Annotated in this window: 14 protein-coding genes and 1 pseudogene; 6 read left to right on the top strand and 9 right to left on the bottom strand. The window is 69.5% G+C overall.

All coding sequences use genetic code 11. The features are described 5' to 3' along the window. Window positions 1-344: 344 nt before the first annotated feature. The 4 genes and pseudogenes from tatC to BMZ45_RS15250 form a co-directional block, all read right to left on the bottom strand. Window positions 345-1121, bottom strand: coding sequence for a twin-arginine translocase subunit TatC (tatC, locus tag BMZ45_RS15265; RefSeq protein WP_091637396.1), 777 nt, complete (start codon window positions 1119-1121; stop codon window positions 345-347). Further along, on the bottom strand, window positions 1108-1500 hold the full coding sequence (gene tatB / locus BMZ45_RS15260) for a Sec-independent protein translocase protein TatB (protein ID WP_091637395.1): 393 nt from the start codon (window positions 1498-1500) through the stop codon (window positions 1108-1110). The genes tatC and tatB overlap by 14 nt, the downstream gene beginning before the upstream one ends. A gap of 52 nt (window positions 1501-1552) precedes the next feature. Next, on the bottom strand, window positions 1553-1777 hold the full coding sequence (gene tatA / locus BMZ45_RS15255; protein ID WP_056177630.1) for a Sec-independent protein translocase subunit TatA: 225 nt from the start codon (window positions 1775-1777) through the stop codon (window positions 1553-1555). A 246-nt stretch (window positions 1778-2023) separates the two neighbouring features. Beyond that, window positions 2024-2719: pseudogene (locus BMZ45_RS15250) on the bottom strand (lipid-binding SYLF domain-containing protein); the annotation flags it as partial. A 174-nt stretch (window positions 2720-2893) separates the two neighbouring features. Here BMZ45_RS15250 and hemH point away from each other — a divergent pair. Both hemH and BMZ45_RS15240 read left to right on the top strand, forming a co-directional pair. After that, entirely contained in the window at window positions 2894-3919 is a 1026-nt protein-coding gene (gene hemH, locus BMZ45_RS15245) for a ferrochelatase (protein ID WP_091637393.1), read from the top strand. 29 nt (window positions 3920-3948) lie between these two features. Then, window positions 3949-4824, top strand: a complete 876-nt coding sequence (locus BMZ45_RS15240) for an alpha/beta fold hydrolase (RefSeq protein WP_091637756.1) — start codon at window positions 3949-3951, stop codon at window positions 4822-4824. A 215-nt stretch (window positions 4825-5039) separates the two neighbouring features. On the opposite strand, the gene BMZ45_RS15235 is transcribed toward BMZ45_RS15240, so the two are convergent. The 4 genes from BMZ45_RS15235 to BMZ45_RS15220 form a co-directional block, all read right to left on the bottom strand. Beyond that, window positions 5040-5834 carry a M48 family metallopeptidase gene (locus BMZ45_RS15235; RefSeq protein WP_091637392.1) on the bottom strand — a complete coding sequence of 265 codons (795 nt, stop codon included), beginning with the start codon at window positions 5832-5834 and terminating at the stop codon, window positions 5040-5042. Window positions 5835-6401: 567 nt separating this feature from the next. Then, complete coding sequence (locus BMZ45_RS15230) at window positions 6402-7307, bottom strand: recombination-associated protein RdgC (RefSeq protein WP_056177633.1); 906 nt, start codon at window positions 7305-7307, stop codon at window positions 6402-6404. A 51-nt stretch (window positions 7308-7358) separates the two neighbouring features. Next, window positions 7359-8288 (bottom strand): tRNA 2-thiocytidine(32) synthetase TtcA, encoded by a 930-nt coding sequence (gene ttcA / locus BMZ45_RS15225; protein ID WP_091637391.1) that lies wholly within the window; start codon window positions 8286-8288, stop codon window positions 7359-7361. A gap of 156 nt (window positions 8289-8444) precedes the next feature. Next, the gene (locus BMZ45_RS15220) at window positions 8445-8777 is read right to left on the bottom strand and encodes a hypothetical protein (protein WP_091637390.1); all 333 of its coding nucleotides are present in this window, start codon (window positions 8775-8777) and stop codon (window positions 8445-8447) included. A gap of 238 nt (window positions 8778-9015) precedes the next feature. Here BMZ45_RS15220 and BMZ45_RS15215 point away from each other — a divergent pair, with 238 nt between their 5' ends. From BMZ45_RS15215 to BMZ45_RS15200, 4 genes are all read left to right on the top strand, one after another. After that, window positions 9016-9222, top strand: a complete 207-nt coding sequence (locus BMZ45_RS15215; RefSeq protein WP_056179808.1) for a YdcH family protein — start codon at window positions 9016-9018, stop codon at window positions 9220-9222. 108 nt (window positions 9223-9330) lie between these two features. Further along, window positions 9331-9945 carry a hypothetical protein gene (locus BMZ45_RS15210; RefSeq protein ID WP_091637389.1) on the top strand — a complete coding sequence of 205 codons (615 nt, stop codon included), beginning with the start codon at window positions 9331-9333 and terminating at the stop codon, window positions 9943-9945. Next, window positions 9942-10574 (top strand): hypothetical protein, encoded by a 633-nt coding sequence (locus tag BMZ45_RS15205; protein WP_091637388.1) that lies wholly within the window; start codon window positions 9942-9944, stop codon window positions 10572-10574. Before BMZ45_RS15210 ends, BMZ45_RS15205 begins: the two co-directional genes overlap by 4 nt. Continuing rightward, the gene (locus BMZ45_RS15200; RefSeq protein WP_091637387.1) at window positions 10571-11185 is read left to right on the top strand and encodes a hypothetical protein; all 615 of its coding nucleotides are present in this window, start codon (window positions 10571-10573) and stop codon (window positions 11183-11185) included. Before BMZ45_RS15205 ends, BMZ45_RS15200 begins: the two co-directional genes overlap by 4 nt. A 31-nt stretch (window positions 11186-11216) precedes the next feature. Here BMZ45_RS15200 and BMZ45_RS15195 read toward each other — a convergent pair whose 3' ends face one another. Then, window positions 11217-12476 carry a hypothetical protein gene (locus BMZ45_RS15195; protein ID WP_091637386.1) on the bottom strand — a complete coding sequence of 420 codons (1260 nt, stop codon included), beginning with the start codon at window positions 12474-12476 and terminating at the stop codon, window positions 11217-11219. Window positions 12477-12552 lie beyond the last annotated feature (76 nt).

Genomic DNA, 12552 nt, shown 5'->3' with positions numbered 1-12552 from the left:
GGTCCGAAAAGAAGGAGACTGGGCATTATTGTGCATCGCAGCAAACGCGTCAGCGGCGCGCGTGCATCGCAGCGTCCCGTCGGCGGGTGCGGAGCAGGCGCGCGGGCCTGCGAACGCGCGGTGCGCAGGCTCTTTGCCGAATCTGGCGGATTTGAAACAAGGCGCGAGTGCGGGACCGCTACGCTCGGATTTGCGTCGGGAAGCGCTGGTTCGGCGGGAGTGCGGTGGCGCGGTCGCGGCTTGCGCCGCTCCTACAGGGGGGCTTCGCTCTGGGGTAGGAGCGGCGCAAGCCGCGACCGCGCCACCACCACGACCGGTCGCGACGACCGGCGCCGCGAGTCCGGTCAGCCCGTGGCTTCCGGCTCGCGCGGTTTGATCCAGCTGGCGGCGACGATGCCCAGCTCATAGAGCACGCACATCGGGATCGCCAGCATCAGCTGCGAGACCACGTCCGGCGGGGTGATCACGGCGGCGATCACGAAGATGCCGACCACCGCGTAGCCGCGCGCCTCGCGCAACTGCTGCGGCGTGACCCAGCCCAGCAGGACCAGGATCACCAGCGCCACCGGCAGCTCGAAGCTGGCGCCGAAGGCCAGGAAGATCACCAGCACGAAGTCCAGGTACTTGCCGATGTCCGGCGTCATCGCGACCACGGACGGGGTGAACTTGACCAGGAAGCCGAACACCGCCGGCAGCACCAGGAAATAGGCGAAGGCGCAGCCGGCGTAGAACAGCGTGACCGCCGAGGCCAGCAAGGGCAGGGCCAGGCGCTTCTCGCGCTTGTACAGGCCCGGCGCGACGAAGGCCCAGGCCTGATAGAGCAGCCAGGGCACGGTCGCGAACAGGGCGGTGAAGAACGCCAGCTTGACCGGCACGAAGAAACCGCCGGCCGGATCGGCGGCGATCAGCTTGCCCGATTCCGGCAGCTTGCCCAGCAGCGGGCCGGCCAGCAGCGAGAAGATGTCCGAGGCGAACGGCATCAGCGCCAGGAACACGATCAGCAAGCCGACCACCGCGCGCAGCAGGCGCGCGCGCAGTTCGATCAGATGATCGAGCAGGCGCGGCTCGGCGGCGGCCTCGTCCTCGGCCGAAGCGGCCGCGCGCGGGTCAGCGTCGCTCATCGTCTTGGGTCGTCGCGGTGGCGGCGGGGAGCGCGGTGGGCTCGGCGGTCGGTTCCGACGCCGGCGCCTCGTTCAAGGACTCGACGCTGCGTTCGGCCTCGCGCAGTTCGCGCTGGACGGTGTCACGGCTGTCGTGGATCTGGTTGCGCAGGCTTTCCTGGGCCTCGCGCAAATCGGCCTGGGTCTGGCGCAGGCTGCGGCGCAGTTCCTCGTCGGCCAGCTCGTTCTCCAGCTCGGACTTCACCGAATACCACTGCGCGCGCGCGCGCCTCACCCACAGACCGGCGAAGCGCGCGGCCTTGGGCAGTCGCTCGGGGCCCAGCACCAGCAGGGCCACGACCGCGATGACGAAGATTTCGGAAAAGCCGATGTCGAACATGACCGCGCGCCGGGAACGCCCTCAAGACCGCCGTGGGGAACGCTAAGGCGTATCAGCGCGGAGTTTGTTCGTCGTTGCGCGTCTGCGCGTTGGCGTCGTCGCGCCGGGTTTCGTCGGGGAGCTGCGCGGCCGGCTTGTCTTCGTCCTGCACGCCCTTCTTGAAGCCCTTCACCGCTTCACCGAGGTCCTGGCCCACGTTCTTCAGGCGCTTGGTGCCGAACACCAGCACCACGATCACCAGCACGATCAGCCAGTGCCAAAGACTCAAACCGCCCATGTGTGATTCCGCCAGAGTTGGGACGCTCAGGATACCGCAAGCCTTGTTACGGAACCCGTGACCGCAGGCATGGTGGGGCTGAACGGGCCGTCGCGGCGCTTAAGGCAGCGGCTCGACCTTGGTCTGGTTCTGCTCGTTGACCGGCTCGGTGGGCGCGGCCGGCTGAGCCACGGGCGCGGCCGGCGCGGCGGAGGCCGGGGTAGAGGGGTAGACGGTGGCGCCGGTGGCCGGGCGCGGCTCTTCCTGGCGATTGGCGCGCGCGGTCGCGCTGGCCTCCTCCAGGCGGTCGCGGAAGTCGATCACCGCCTCCGACGGCGCCTGCGCCGAACGGCCTTCGAAGATCATGCGCGGCGTGGTGCCGTTGCCGTACACGACCTGGTTGGCCTGGTCGTCGATCTGCAGCACGGCGCCGTCCAGGGCCACGCCCGCGAACAGGCCGCGTGCGCGCGACCAGGACCAGATTTCGGCCTTGAGCTGGCCGTCGGTGGCGGCCGCGGCGCTGCGGCCGACCGGGCCGGCGGCGACGCCGGCATCGGCGCCCAGGGTGACCTTGCCGTTGACGATCGAGTCCAGACCGCGCTCGCCGCGGAACACCAGCACGATGTCCGAGGACTGCACGCCGGCTTGGAAGCCGACGCTGCCGCCGGTGAGCTTGACGAAGCTGGGGTTGGACCAGGTGCCGTCGGGATTCTTGACCGAGACCAGGCCGTGGCCGCGACGGCCGCCCACCACCAGGCCGACCTTGAGCGTGTCGGGCACGACCACGATCGCGCGCGCCTCGTCGAACAGCTTGTCGGGAATCGCCGACTCCGGAATCTGCTGGATGTCACCGAGCACACGCACCGCGTTGCGCGCACGGGCGTCCTCATCGGGGCCGGCGACGGCGGATGCGGCGAAGCTCAGGCTGAGCAGGAGGACGGCGAGACGCGACGGACGGGACATGGACGGACTCCGGCGGGGGAATGCGGGGAAGGCGGACTGACGCAGCGTTCGACCGCGCGAGCGCGCCAGGGTTCAGGCTAGTGACGCGGCGATGAATCGCCACGGAACCGTCGCGAGCGCGCGACGCGACCCGCGCATGCTGCCCGGCCGCGCCGGTGCTGTCATCCTATAGGCATGCCCGCCAACGCCAGCATCGCCCCCGCGACCACCGATACCCATGCCGGCTCCGCCTCCGGAGCCGCGCCCGACACCGCCGTGCTGCTGGTCAATCTCGGTACGCCGCAGGCGCCGACCGCGGCCGCGGTGCGCCGCTATCTGGCCGAATTCCTGCACGATCGCCGCGTGGTCAGCCTGACCCGCTGGCTGTGGTGTCCCTTGCTGCACTTCGCGATCCTGCCGCTGCGCTCGTCGCGGGTCGCGCACAAGTACGCCAGCATCTGGATCCCCGGCGAGGACGGCGGTTCGCCGCTGGCCGTGTACACCCGGCGCCTGGCGCGCGCGCTGCAGCGCGAACTGCCGCAGGCGCGCGTGCTCGATGCGATGCGCTACGGCGAACCCTCGCTGCGCCGCCGCCTGCAGCAGCTGCGCGCCGAGGGCGTGCGCCGTTTGCTGGTGCTGCCGCTGTACCCGCAGTACTCGACTTCGACCTCGGCCTCGGTGGCCGACGTGATCGCGCGCGGCGAAGGCCCGACCACGCGCATGGTCGACGACTACTACCGCAGCCCCGACTGGGTCGCCGCGGTGGCCGCCTCGGTGCGCGACTATCGCGAGGCCAACGGCGCGGGCGAGCACCTGCTGTTTTCCTTCCATGGCCTGCCGCAGCGCCTGGCCGACGACGGCGACCCCTATCCGCAGCAATGCGAGTCCAGCGCGCGCGCGATCGCGCAGGCGCTGGGCCTGGCCGACGAGGCCTGGACGCTGAGTTACCAGTCGCGCTTCGGCCGCGAGCGCTGGCTGGAGCCGGCCACCGCCAACACGCTCGAAGCCCTGGCCGCGCGCGGCCTGCGCCGGGTCGACGTGGTCGCGCCGGGTTTCGCGGTCGACTGCCTGGAAACCCTGGAAGAAGTGGCGATGATGCTGGCCGAGGACTTCGCCCGCCGCGGCGGCGAACTGCGCTACGTCCCCTGCCTCAACGACAGCCCCGCGCACGCGGCCGCGCTGGCGGCGATCGCGCGCGAGCAACTGGAGCGCTGGACGTGAGCGGCGACGGCACGGCGGCCGCGCCGGCGTTGCGCGAGTTCGTGGTCGACACGCCGTTCGGTCGGCTCGGCGGCCTGCGCAACAGCGTGCACGGCGGGCCGCGTCTGCTGGCCTTGCACGGCTGGCTGGACAACGCCGCCAGCTTCGTGCCCTTGGCGCCGCATCTGGCCGGCTTCGACCTGGTCGCGCCGGACCTGCCCGGTCACGGCGTCAGCGCGCACCTGCCGCCGGCCGCCGAATACACCCTGGTCGCCGCCGCGCGCGCTGCGTTTGCGGTCGCCGACGCGCTGGGCTGGGAGCGTTTCGCCCTGCTCGGTCATTCCATGGGCGGCGCGACCGCGAGCCTGATGGCCGCCGCGGCGCCGCAGCGGATCGAACGCCTGCAGTTGATCGAGGCCCTGGGCGGTTTGTCGGAAGTCGAAACCCGCACCGCCGCGCGCCTGCGCGAGGCCTTCGCCGATCAGGCCGCCTTGTCGGGCAAGCAATTGCGCGTGTTCGGCGACATCGCCACCGCGGTGCGCGCGCGCATGCAGGCCAACGGCCTCAGCGAGCCGGTGGCGCGCTTGCTGGTGGAGCGCGGCATCGCGCCGGTGCCCGCGGGCCGCTACGCCGACGACGCGGCCGGCGGCTATGTCTGGCGCAGCGATCCGCGCCTGACCTTGGCCACCGCGGTGCGCATGACCGAAGCCCAGGTCGGCGACGTGATCGCGTCCATCGAGTGCCCGACCCGGGTCATCTATGTCGAGCCGGCGTTCCAGTACTTCAACGCCGACCTGCGCAACGCGCGCATCGCGCGGCTGCGCCACGGCGAAAGCGCGGCGGTGCCCGGTGGGCATCATCTGCATATGGAAGACCCCGACGCGGTCGCGGCGGCGATCGGCGATTTTCTGACCCGGCCGCTGTAGGCGCCGCCTGCTTCCTGTGGGAGCGGCGTAAGCCGCGATTTCGGCCGCCCGCGATCCGGTCCGAAGTTACGCGAGCATGCGATCGCGGCTTACGCCGCTCCCACAGAGAGCGAGGCTGCGCGATATGGAATGGGCGTGGCGCGAGCCGCGGTCTGCGTCGTAGCCGCCGCTGCGCGGTCGCGGCTTGCGCTGCTCCTACCCCGGTGCTGGGGCGATCAGGTCTTGCCGCACAGCGCGTTCAGGGCCGCCTTCAGGGGACGGCCCTCGGCGCGAAAATACTCACGCTGATCGCGCCAGTGCGGGCAGCGCGCTTCGACCTCGCGCCAGAATGCGCGCGAATGGTCGGCGTGGATCAGATGGCAAAGCTCGTGCACCAGCACGTATTCGAACGCGGCCGGCGGCGCCAGCACCAGGGCCAGATCCAGCGACAGCGCGCCGTCGGGCGATAGCGAGCCCCATTGCGAGGACATCACCCGCAGGCGGATGCGCGCGGGCGCGCGTGGCAGGTCGTGCAGGTACTTCGGCAGCCAGCGGCCGATGTCGGCGCGGGCCTGGGCTTCGTAGAAATCGCGCAGCGCGCGTCGCAGCGCGGCGGGTGCGACCGCCTCGGGCGCGACGATGGCGATGGCCCCGTCGGCATCCTCAGCGATGCGCAGGTAGCGGCCGACGCTCCAGCGCAGCGCTCGCAGCTCGCCGCGCAAAGGCAGTGGCGTATCCACGTGCGGCTGCAGCGCGGCGTGTTCGCTGCGGGTGCTGGCCAGTTGCGTGGCCAGCCAGGCGCCGTGCTCGCGCACGAAGCGCTCGCCCGCGCGATCGCTGGCCCGCATCGGCAGGGTCAGGCGCGCGCCGCGTTCGTCGACGCTGAGCTTGAGCCGGCGCGCGCGCGGATCGCGCACGCGCAGCACGTCGACGCTACGGCCGTCGTCGAGCACGACGGTGATGGTTTCGCGCTCGACGCCGCGCGCGACCGGTCGCGACTGGCCGGTGAGCAGGCGCAGCAGGCTGGTCATGGGTGGAGGTCCGCCATGCGAAGAGGATAACGCGCGGGGATGACGGTTGCGGGGCGGGGTGCGGCCCTCACCCCAACCCCTCTCCCGCGAGCGGGAGAGGGGCTAAAGCGTAGGCGCGATGAGAGGTGTGCAGTCCCTTCTCCCGCTGGCGGGAGAAGGTGCCCGTAGGGCGGATGAGGGCAGCGCATGCGGTTGACGTTCAGCCCGCGAGCCGGCCCTCACCCCAACCCCTCTCCCGCGAGCGGGAGAGGGGTTAACGCGTAGGCGCGATGAGAGGTGTAGGCGCGAAGGGAGGTTTGCAGTCCCTTCTCCCGCTGGCGGGAGAAGGTGCCCGTAGGGCGGATGAGGGCGGCGCTTGCGGTTGAAGTTCAGCGCGCGAGCCGGCCCTCACCCCAACCCCTCTCCCGCGAGCGGGAGAGGGGCTAAAGCGCAGGCGCGAATAAGAGGCGTAAGCGCGATGGGAGTCCCTTCTCCCGCTGGCGGGAGAAGGTGCCCGTAGGGCGGATGAGGGCAGCGCCCGCGGTTGAAGTTCAGCGCGCGGGCCGGCCTCGCCACAGGCTCAGCCCATCAAGCCTCAGCCTTGCTCAACTTCAACGCCGGCTCCAGCACATTGAACAAGCGCTTGACCTCGCCGCTCATCAGCGCGAAGCGCGCATCGAGTTCGGCGCGCAGGTCGTCGCGCTCGGTGTTCTCCAGCGTATCCACCGCGCCGTCGAGCAGCTTGAACTTGCGGATCACCAGATCCTCGCCGAGCACGAAGGACACGTGGTCGTCCAGGTTCAGCGCCAGGCGCGTGACCTGCTTGCCGGTCTCCAGGTGCTTGTTGATCTCGTCGCCCTGCAGCTCCATGCGCTGGCATTTGACCACCGCGCCCTGTTCCATCGGATCGCGTAGCTCGCATTCCTCGCCCAGGGTCAGGCCTTCGGGCAGGGGTTCGCCTGCGAGCCAGCCGGTCAGGATCGAGCGCGGCGCGACTTCGGCGTTCAAGGGCAGGGCCGGGAAGCTGCCGAGCGCGCGCCGGATCTCGCTGACCACGTTCTCGCCGCTCTTGCGGCTGGAGGTGTCGACCACGACGATGCCGTGCTCCAGATCGAGCAGGGCGTCGGTGCGGCTGGGCTTGATGAAGGCGCGCGGCAGCAGGTCGACGATCAACTCGTCCTTGAGCCGCTTACGGGTGCGGCTGCCCGGCTTGCGGCCTTCCTTCTGCTCGATCTCGGCCAGCTTCTTGGCCAGCATGTCGTTGACCACCGAGCCCGGCAGCAGCCGGTCCTCGCCGCCGACGCTGACCCAGATCGCATCCTGGATGCGATTGGACATGGCCTCGGCGTCGCGGCCGAAGGGCGAGATGAAGCCGCGCGAGGACAGCTCCAGCGGGCCGACCGGCTTGAGTTTGCACTCCTCCAGGCCGGCTTCGAGTTCGTCGAGTTTGGTGGTGGTCGGAAAGCGGAACAGCGTCAGATTGCGAAAGAACATCGAAGTCCCGAAAAGTGAGGAAGGGGAACGGGGCGGAACCGCGGCCGGGTCTTACATGGCCGCAGGCTCGGTACCCGCTTCCTGTTCGTGCGGTTCGCCGGCCAGCCACGCGTGCGCGTCCGGTAGCGGCGACTGGCCGAGACGGCCCAGGGCGAGGAAATCGAACGACTTGGGATCGGACAGTTGCGACGGGCGGATATCGCCCAGGGCACGGGCGATGGTCTCGATCCGGCCCGGGGTGTCGCGTTCCCAGGCGTCCATCATTTTCTTGACCTGCTTGCGTTGCAGGTTCTCCTGCGAGCCGCACAGATTGCAAGGGATGATCGGAAACTCGCGCGCCGCCGCGTATTGCGCGATGTCGTCCTCGCGCACGTAGGCCAGCGGCCGGATCACCACGTGCTTGCCGTCGTCGGACAACAGCTTGGGCGGCATGCCGCTGAGCTTGGCGTGGAAGAACAGATTGAGGAAGAAGGTCGCGACCAGGTCGTCGCGGTGGTGGCCCAGCGCGATCTTGGTGAAGCCTTCCTGTTCGGCGTAGCTGTACAGCGCGCCGCGCCGCAGGCGCGAGCACAACGAGCACATGGTCTTGCCCTCGGGCACCACCCGGGTCACCACCGAGTAGGTGTCCTGCTCGAGGATCTTGTAGGGCACGCCCACCGATTCCAGGTAGGCCGGCAGCACGTGCTCGGGGAAGTCGGGTTGCTTCTGGTCCAGGTTCACCGCGACCAGCTCGAAACGGACCGGCGCCTTCTTGCGCAGCTGCAACAGGATGTCCAGCAGGGTGTAGCTGTCCTTGCCGCCGGACAGGCAGACCATGACCTTGTCGCCGTCCTCGATCATGCCGAAATCGGCGATCGCGCGGCCGACCTGGTGACGCAGACGTTTGGCCAGGCGCTGATGTTCGTGGCCGCGACGCTGGTCGGCGCGGACGTGGCGCTGGGGTTCGGCTAGGGGCAGGACGGTGCTCATCAGACCGTCCATTCTACGGGCAGCCATGGGGCGGCTGCGATCCGAGCCCGGGCCGCGACCGGTCCGCGCACAAACGAACGGCGCGGTGGACCGCGCCGTCGTGGCGGCAAAAGCGACGCCTGCCGCCGAAAGCCGCCGCCCGTTCTGCGAGGCGGTCGGCGGGAGCGGTCATTTGCGCGCGGGCGCTTCCTTGCCGCGAACCGGGGCTGGGTTCTCCTCCGCCACCGGCTTCAGCGTCAGCTCGTGGCTGTCGCGCGCGGGCGCCTGGGCCGGGGTGATGCTGGGGTCGGGGGCGATCACGATATTGAGCTTGCAGTCGGCGCCCAGCGGAACGCTGGCCGGGAACTGCTTGCAATCGGGGCCTTTCTTGCCGTCCGGGCAACACCAGCGGGTGCCGCGCTCGCCCTGGATGACCACGTTCTTGGCCGCGGCCAGCGGCGAGGTGCAGGCGAGTAACGCGAAAGCGGATATCAGAACCAGGCGATTCGAAAACCGATCCATCAGACCTCTCCTTGGTGTGCGGGCGATCCGCGGCTGCAGGATAGGCAAACGATCTTCTAACTAAATATGAACGAAATTTTTACTATTCAGGCGCCGGACAGATGCCGGCCCGCGCCTCTCGAGCCGACTTGGCCGCAGCGGTTTTATGCATGCGCTACGGCGCCTCGACGTCGGCACCGAAAGCGATGGCGCAAGGAGATATGGCGACGCCATCGTCGCGCGTTAAGCTCAGCGCATGATCGAAAGCGATGATCCCGCCGAAATAGCGCGCAAGCTGGCCGAGCTACGGCTGGAACATCGCGACCTGGACGCGGCCATCGACCGCCTGGCCCAGGACACCGACGCCGACGAACTCACGGTCAAGCGCTTGAAGAAGCGCAAGCTGTGGCTGAAGGACTGCATCGCGCGTCTGGAAAGCGCGTTGATCCCCGACGAACCGGCCTGAGCGCCGCGCGGGAATCCGCCGTCGTGTGTCGCGCATTTGGTGACGTGCGTGGCTGCAGCGCAATGCGGGCCCTGTGCTACGGTGCGTGCACTCGCAACGGGCTCCAGCATGGCGAACAAGGACGAACTGATCGGCGCGGCGCGCAACCCGTGGTGGCAAGCCACCGCCGCCCTCGCCGCGGTGGCGCTGGTGGCCACTTTCGCACTGGGCGGATTCAAGCAGGCCAAGAGCCAGACCAGGCCGCTGCCGAAGTACTCGGCCGGCGAACGCGCGCAATCCGGGGCGATGGCGGTGACGCCGCTGCGCGCATGGGTGGCGCGCTATCGGCCCGGCGGGCAGGTCGAACCGAACCAGCTCTATCTGGTGTTGCAGGCCGACATCGAGAACCGCACCGGGCGCAGCTTCGGCGGCTTCGGTTATCCGCGTGAGGACCTGATCCTGGTATCGGCCCAGCGCGAGCCGGTGCGGGCCGACAATCTGCTGATGGCCGACGATCACGGCGTGGTCGCCGATCTGCATCCGCGTCTGACTCAGCGCGTGGATCTGGTCTGGAAGCTGCCGCCCGACTACGTCTACGCGCCGCGCCAGACCTTCGGCCTGTTCGCCCGCGACTACAAGGCCAAGGCCTATCTCAACGACGAGGGCGCGTGGGTGCAGGGCGATCCGCTGGCCAAACTCGATCTGCCCGTGCAGGACCTGCGCGACCGGCTGGTGGCGCCGTGAGCGCGTCGCAGCCCGCCGCCGCGCCGCGCCGGCGCCTGCCGCGTTGGCGTTGGCGCGACGCGCTGTGGGTCGTGCTGGCGCTGGTGGCGGTGGTCGCGCTGCGCAAGGGCCAGTCCGACTACGAACAGCGCGATGCGCCCCTGCTGCAATCGGCGCCGGCCGCGCGCGCGGTCGGGCGCAATTTCGCGGTCGAGGTCGGCCGGCTCAAGGTCGCCCATGCCTATCTGCTCAAGGGCGACTACGGCGATTCCGAGGACCGCACCCTGCGCAGCCCCGGCGTGTGGCTGTCGGTGCTGGCCAAGGTCGAGGCGCTGCAGCGACCGGGTTACCTGACCGCGCAGATCCGCACCCGCGACGGATTGGTCTACGTCGCTTCCAACAAGGAACGTCCCAAGCTCAAGGGCTTCAACCTCAGCGAGCGCGAACTGGCGCCGGGCCTGGCCGAGGAAGGCGCGTGGTTCTTCGAACTGCCGCCGGACCGGATCGAGGGCGCGCACCTGCAGTTGTACTGGGGCAACTCGCTGCCGATCGGCGGCGACAGCCTGGTGGATGTCGATCTGGGCCTGGACAAAGCCGCCGCCAGCAAGCTGATCGCCGACGCCAAACCCGTATTGGATCTGCGCCTGTGAATGCGACACCGACGACGACGAACGCCGCCCCCGCGACCGGCTGGTGGCGAAGCAACGCGGGTTGGCTGCTCGGCACGGCCGTGCTGGGCGCGCTGGCGCTGTGGCTGCCCTATCGCGATGCGCTGCGGCAGTATCGCGAACGCAATCCCAGCGTGGCGGTGACCGCGGCCAAGGGCGATTGGACCGCCTTCGCCGGCGCGCGCTGGAAGTTGATTTCCGCCGAGTCGATGATCGCCGGCGATCCGCGCCTGCGCGGCCCGCTGCGCAAGGACGCCGAGCTGCTGCTGCTGCGCTACGAAGTGATCCCCGATCCCGACACCAAGATCAGCGATCTCGACCTGTGCCGCGGCGCGATCGTGGATGTCCAGGGGCGGCGCTGGGACACCGGCGGCGCCGCGCTGCCGCGCCTGTCCGGCCCGCGCCTGCCGGAGACCTGCGGCAGCGGTTACGACGACGCGTTCAAGCGCGTGATCGCGGTGCCGGCGCGGCCGTTCGCGTTCCAGCACGCATTCGTGCTGCCGCGCGGTCAGCGCCCGGACGCGCTGCGCGCGCGCATCGAGTTCAAGAACACCAAGAAAGCCGACGGGCGCTATCTCGATTTTTCGTTGTAGGGGCACGGCGCGAAGTCGGTGAGCGATCGTCTCAGCCCGCGCGCGGCAAGCGCGCGATCGCGCGGTCGAAGGTCGCCGCCAGCAGCACCACGCGCAGCACGTCGGTCAGCAGCGAGGTGCGGAACGACAGCGGCGTGTTGAGGAACACCGCGTAGATCTGGCCCTCGACACTTTGCCAGGCCGGGTCCTTGGGGCCGACCAGCTGCTGCATCCAGCGCCAGGACCACGAATCCAGATACGCCAGCAGCTGCCAGCACACGCACAGCGTCAGCAGCGCCGGCAGCCCGGCGCGCAGCACCAGGCGCAGGCTGTTGACCACCGGCACGCCCTTGCTGGTCCAGCCCGCGCTGGCCTTGTCGGCGAGCATGCGCAAGGTGAAATGCATGGACTTGAAGCGCGCGACCGCGCGCTCCAGCGGCGCATCCGCCTGGTCCAGGCGCTGGGCTTTGCGCAGGTCGATGCCGTACACGATCGCGGTGATCGCCAGCCAGATCAGCGGCAGCGCCACCGCGCCGGCGGCGGTGGTCAGGAAATCCCACAGCGGCGCCAAGGCGCGCTTGATCGGCGCCAACAGTTGGAACAGCGCGGTCGGGCTTTCCCACCATTCGCCCACCGCCACATACACCGCGCGTTCGTGCCACCAGTCCTTGCCGGTCTGGATCGCCTGGCCGATCGCGGCCACGCCCACGAACACCCAGTAGGCCTCGCACACCGTCGCCAGTACGTTCCACGCGGCATGGCCGGTGGCCTTGACGCGGCGCTGGCTGAACCAGCGCACCGCCCAGGCGACGGCGAGCGCGATCCACAAGCCCTTCAGACTGAGCACGTGGCGCAGGTCCTCGCGCTCCCATACGCTGAAGATATAGGCGGTGGTGAAGTAGCGGCGCAGGCCTTCCAGCAATCCCCAACCCACGTAGTAGGCGAAGAACGGCAGCAGCGCGATCGCCAGCGCGGTGATCCATTGCTTGCGCACCGCCTTGGTGTCCGGCGTGACCGCTCCGTGGGTCAGCATCGGCAGCGACGGGCGTAGCGACTGGAACATGAAGATGGTGCCGACCAGCTGGGTCACGATCAGTACCGACAGCGCGGCGAAGGACATCAGCACCGAACGCTCGCCCAGCTTCACCGCCAGGGCCATCAGCAGGTCGTAGCAGACCCGTTGGGCAAAGAACCAGAACGCCAGCGCAGGCCAGTGCCGCCATAGCAGGCGCGCGGACAGCAGCGGGATTTCCAGCCAGGTGCGTTGCACGGGCGCTCGCTCGGCGACCGGGCTGGCGGCGGAAACGCTCATCGGATCCTTCCTTGCGGGCGACGCCGCATCCTAGCAAGCACGCCTGCGGCTTGCGTCGACCAGCGTCTAGAATCCT

It is taken from the genome of Lysobacter sp. cf310 (assembly GCF_900114355.1).
Lineage (GTDB): Bacteria > Pseudomonadota > Gammaproteobacteria > Xanthomonadales > Xanthomonadaceae > Lysobacter.
The sequence above is the reverse complement of the archived record's forward strand: the minus strand, read 5'-3'. Positions and strand labels throughout refer to the sequence as shown.

What these genes read in the sequence shown, in the direction of transcription:
- BMZ45_RS15235 (WP_091637392.1), bottom strand. Translation starts at nt 5,834, where the DNA reads ATGACCAGCCTGCTGCGCCTGCTCACCGGCCAGTCGCGACCGGTCGCG.
- BMZ45_RS15230 (WP_056177633.1), bottom strand. Translation starts at nt 7,307, where the DNA reads ATGTTCTTTCGCAATCTGACGCTGTTCCGCTTTCCGACCACCACCAAA.
- BMZ45_RS15195 (WP_091637386.1), bottom strand. Translation starts at nt 12,476, where the DNA reads ATGAGCGTTTCCGCCGCCAGCCCGGTCGCCGAGCGAGCGCCCGTGCAA.
- BMZ45_RS15220 (WP_091637390.1), bottom strand. Translation starts at nt 8,777, where the DNA reads ATGGATCGGTTTTCGAATCGCCTGGTTCTGATATCCGCTTTCGCGTTA.
- tatC (WP_091637396.1), bottom strand. Translation starts at nt 1,121, where the DNA reads ATGAGCGACGCTGACCCGCGCGCGGCCGCTTCGGCCGAGGACGAGGCC.
- tatA (WP_056177630.1), bottom strand. Translation starts at nt 1,777, where the DNA reads ATGGGCGGTTTGAGTCTTTGGCACTGGCTGATCGTGCTGGTGATCGTG.
- BMZ45_RS15210 (WP_091637389.1), top strand. Translation starts at nt 9,331, where the DNA reads ATGGCGAACAAGGACGAACTGATCGGCGCGGCGCGCAACCCGTGGTGG.
- tatB (WP_091637395.1), bottom strand. Translation starts at nt 1,500, where the DNA reads ATGTTCGACATCGGCTTTTCCGAAATCTTCGTCATCGCGGTCGTGGCC.
- ttcA (WP_091637391.1), bottom strand. Translation starts at nt 8,288, where the DNA reads ATGGACGGTCTGATGAGCACCGTCCTGCCCCTAGCCGAACCCCAGCGC.
- hemH (WP_091637393.1), top strand. Translation starts at nt 2,894, where the DNA reads ATGCCCGCCAACGCCAGCATCGCCCCCGCGACCACCGATACCCATGCC.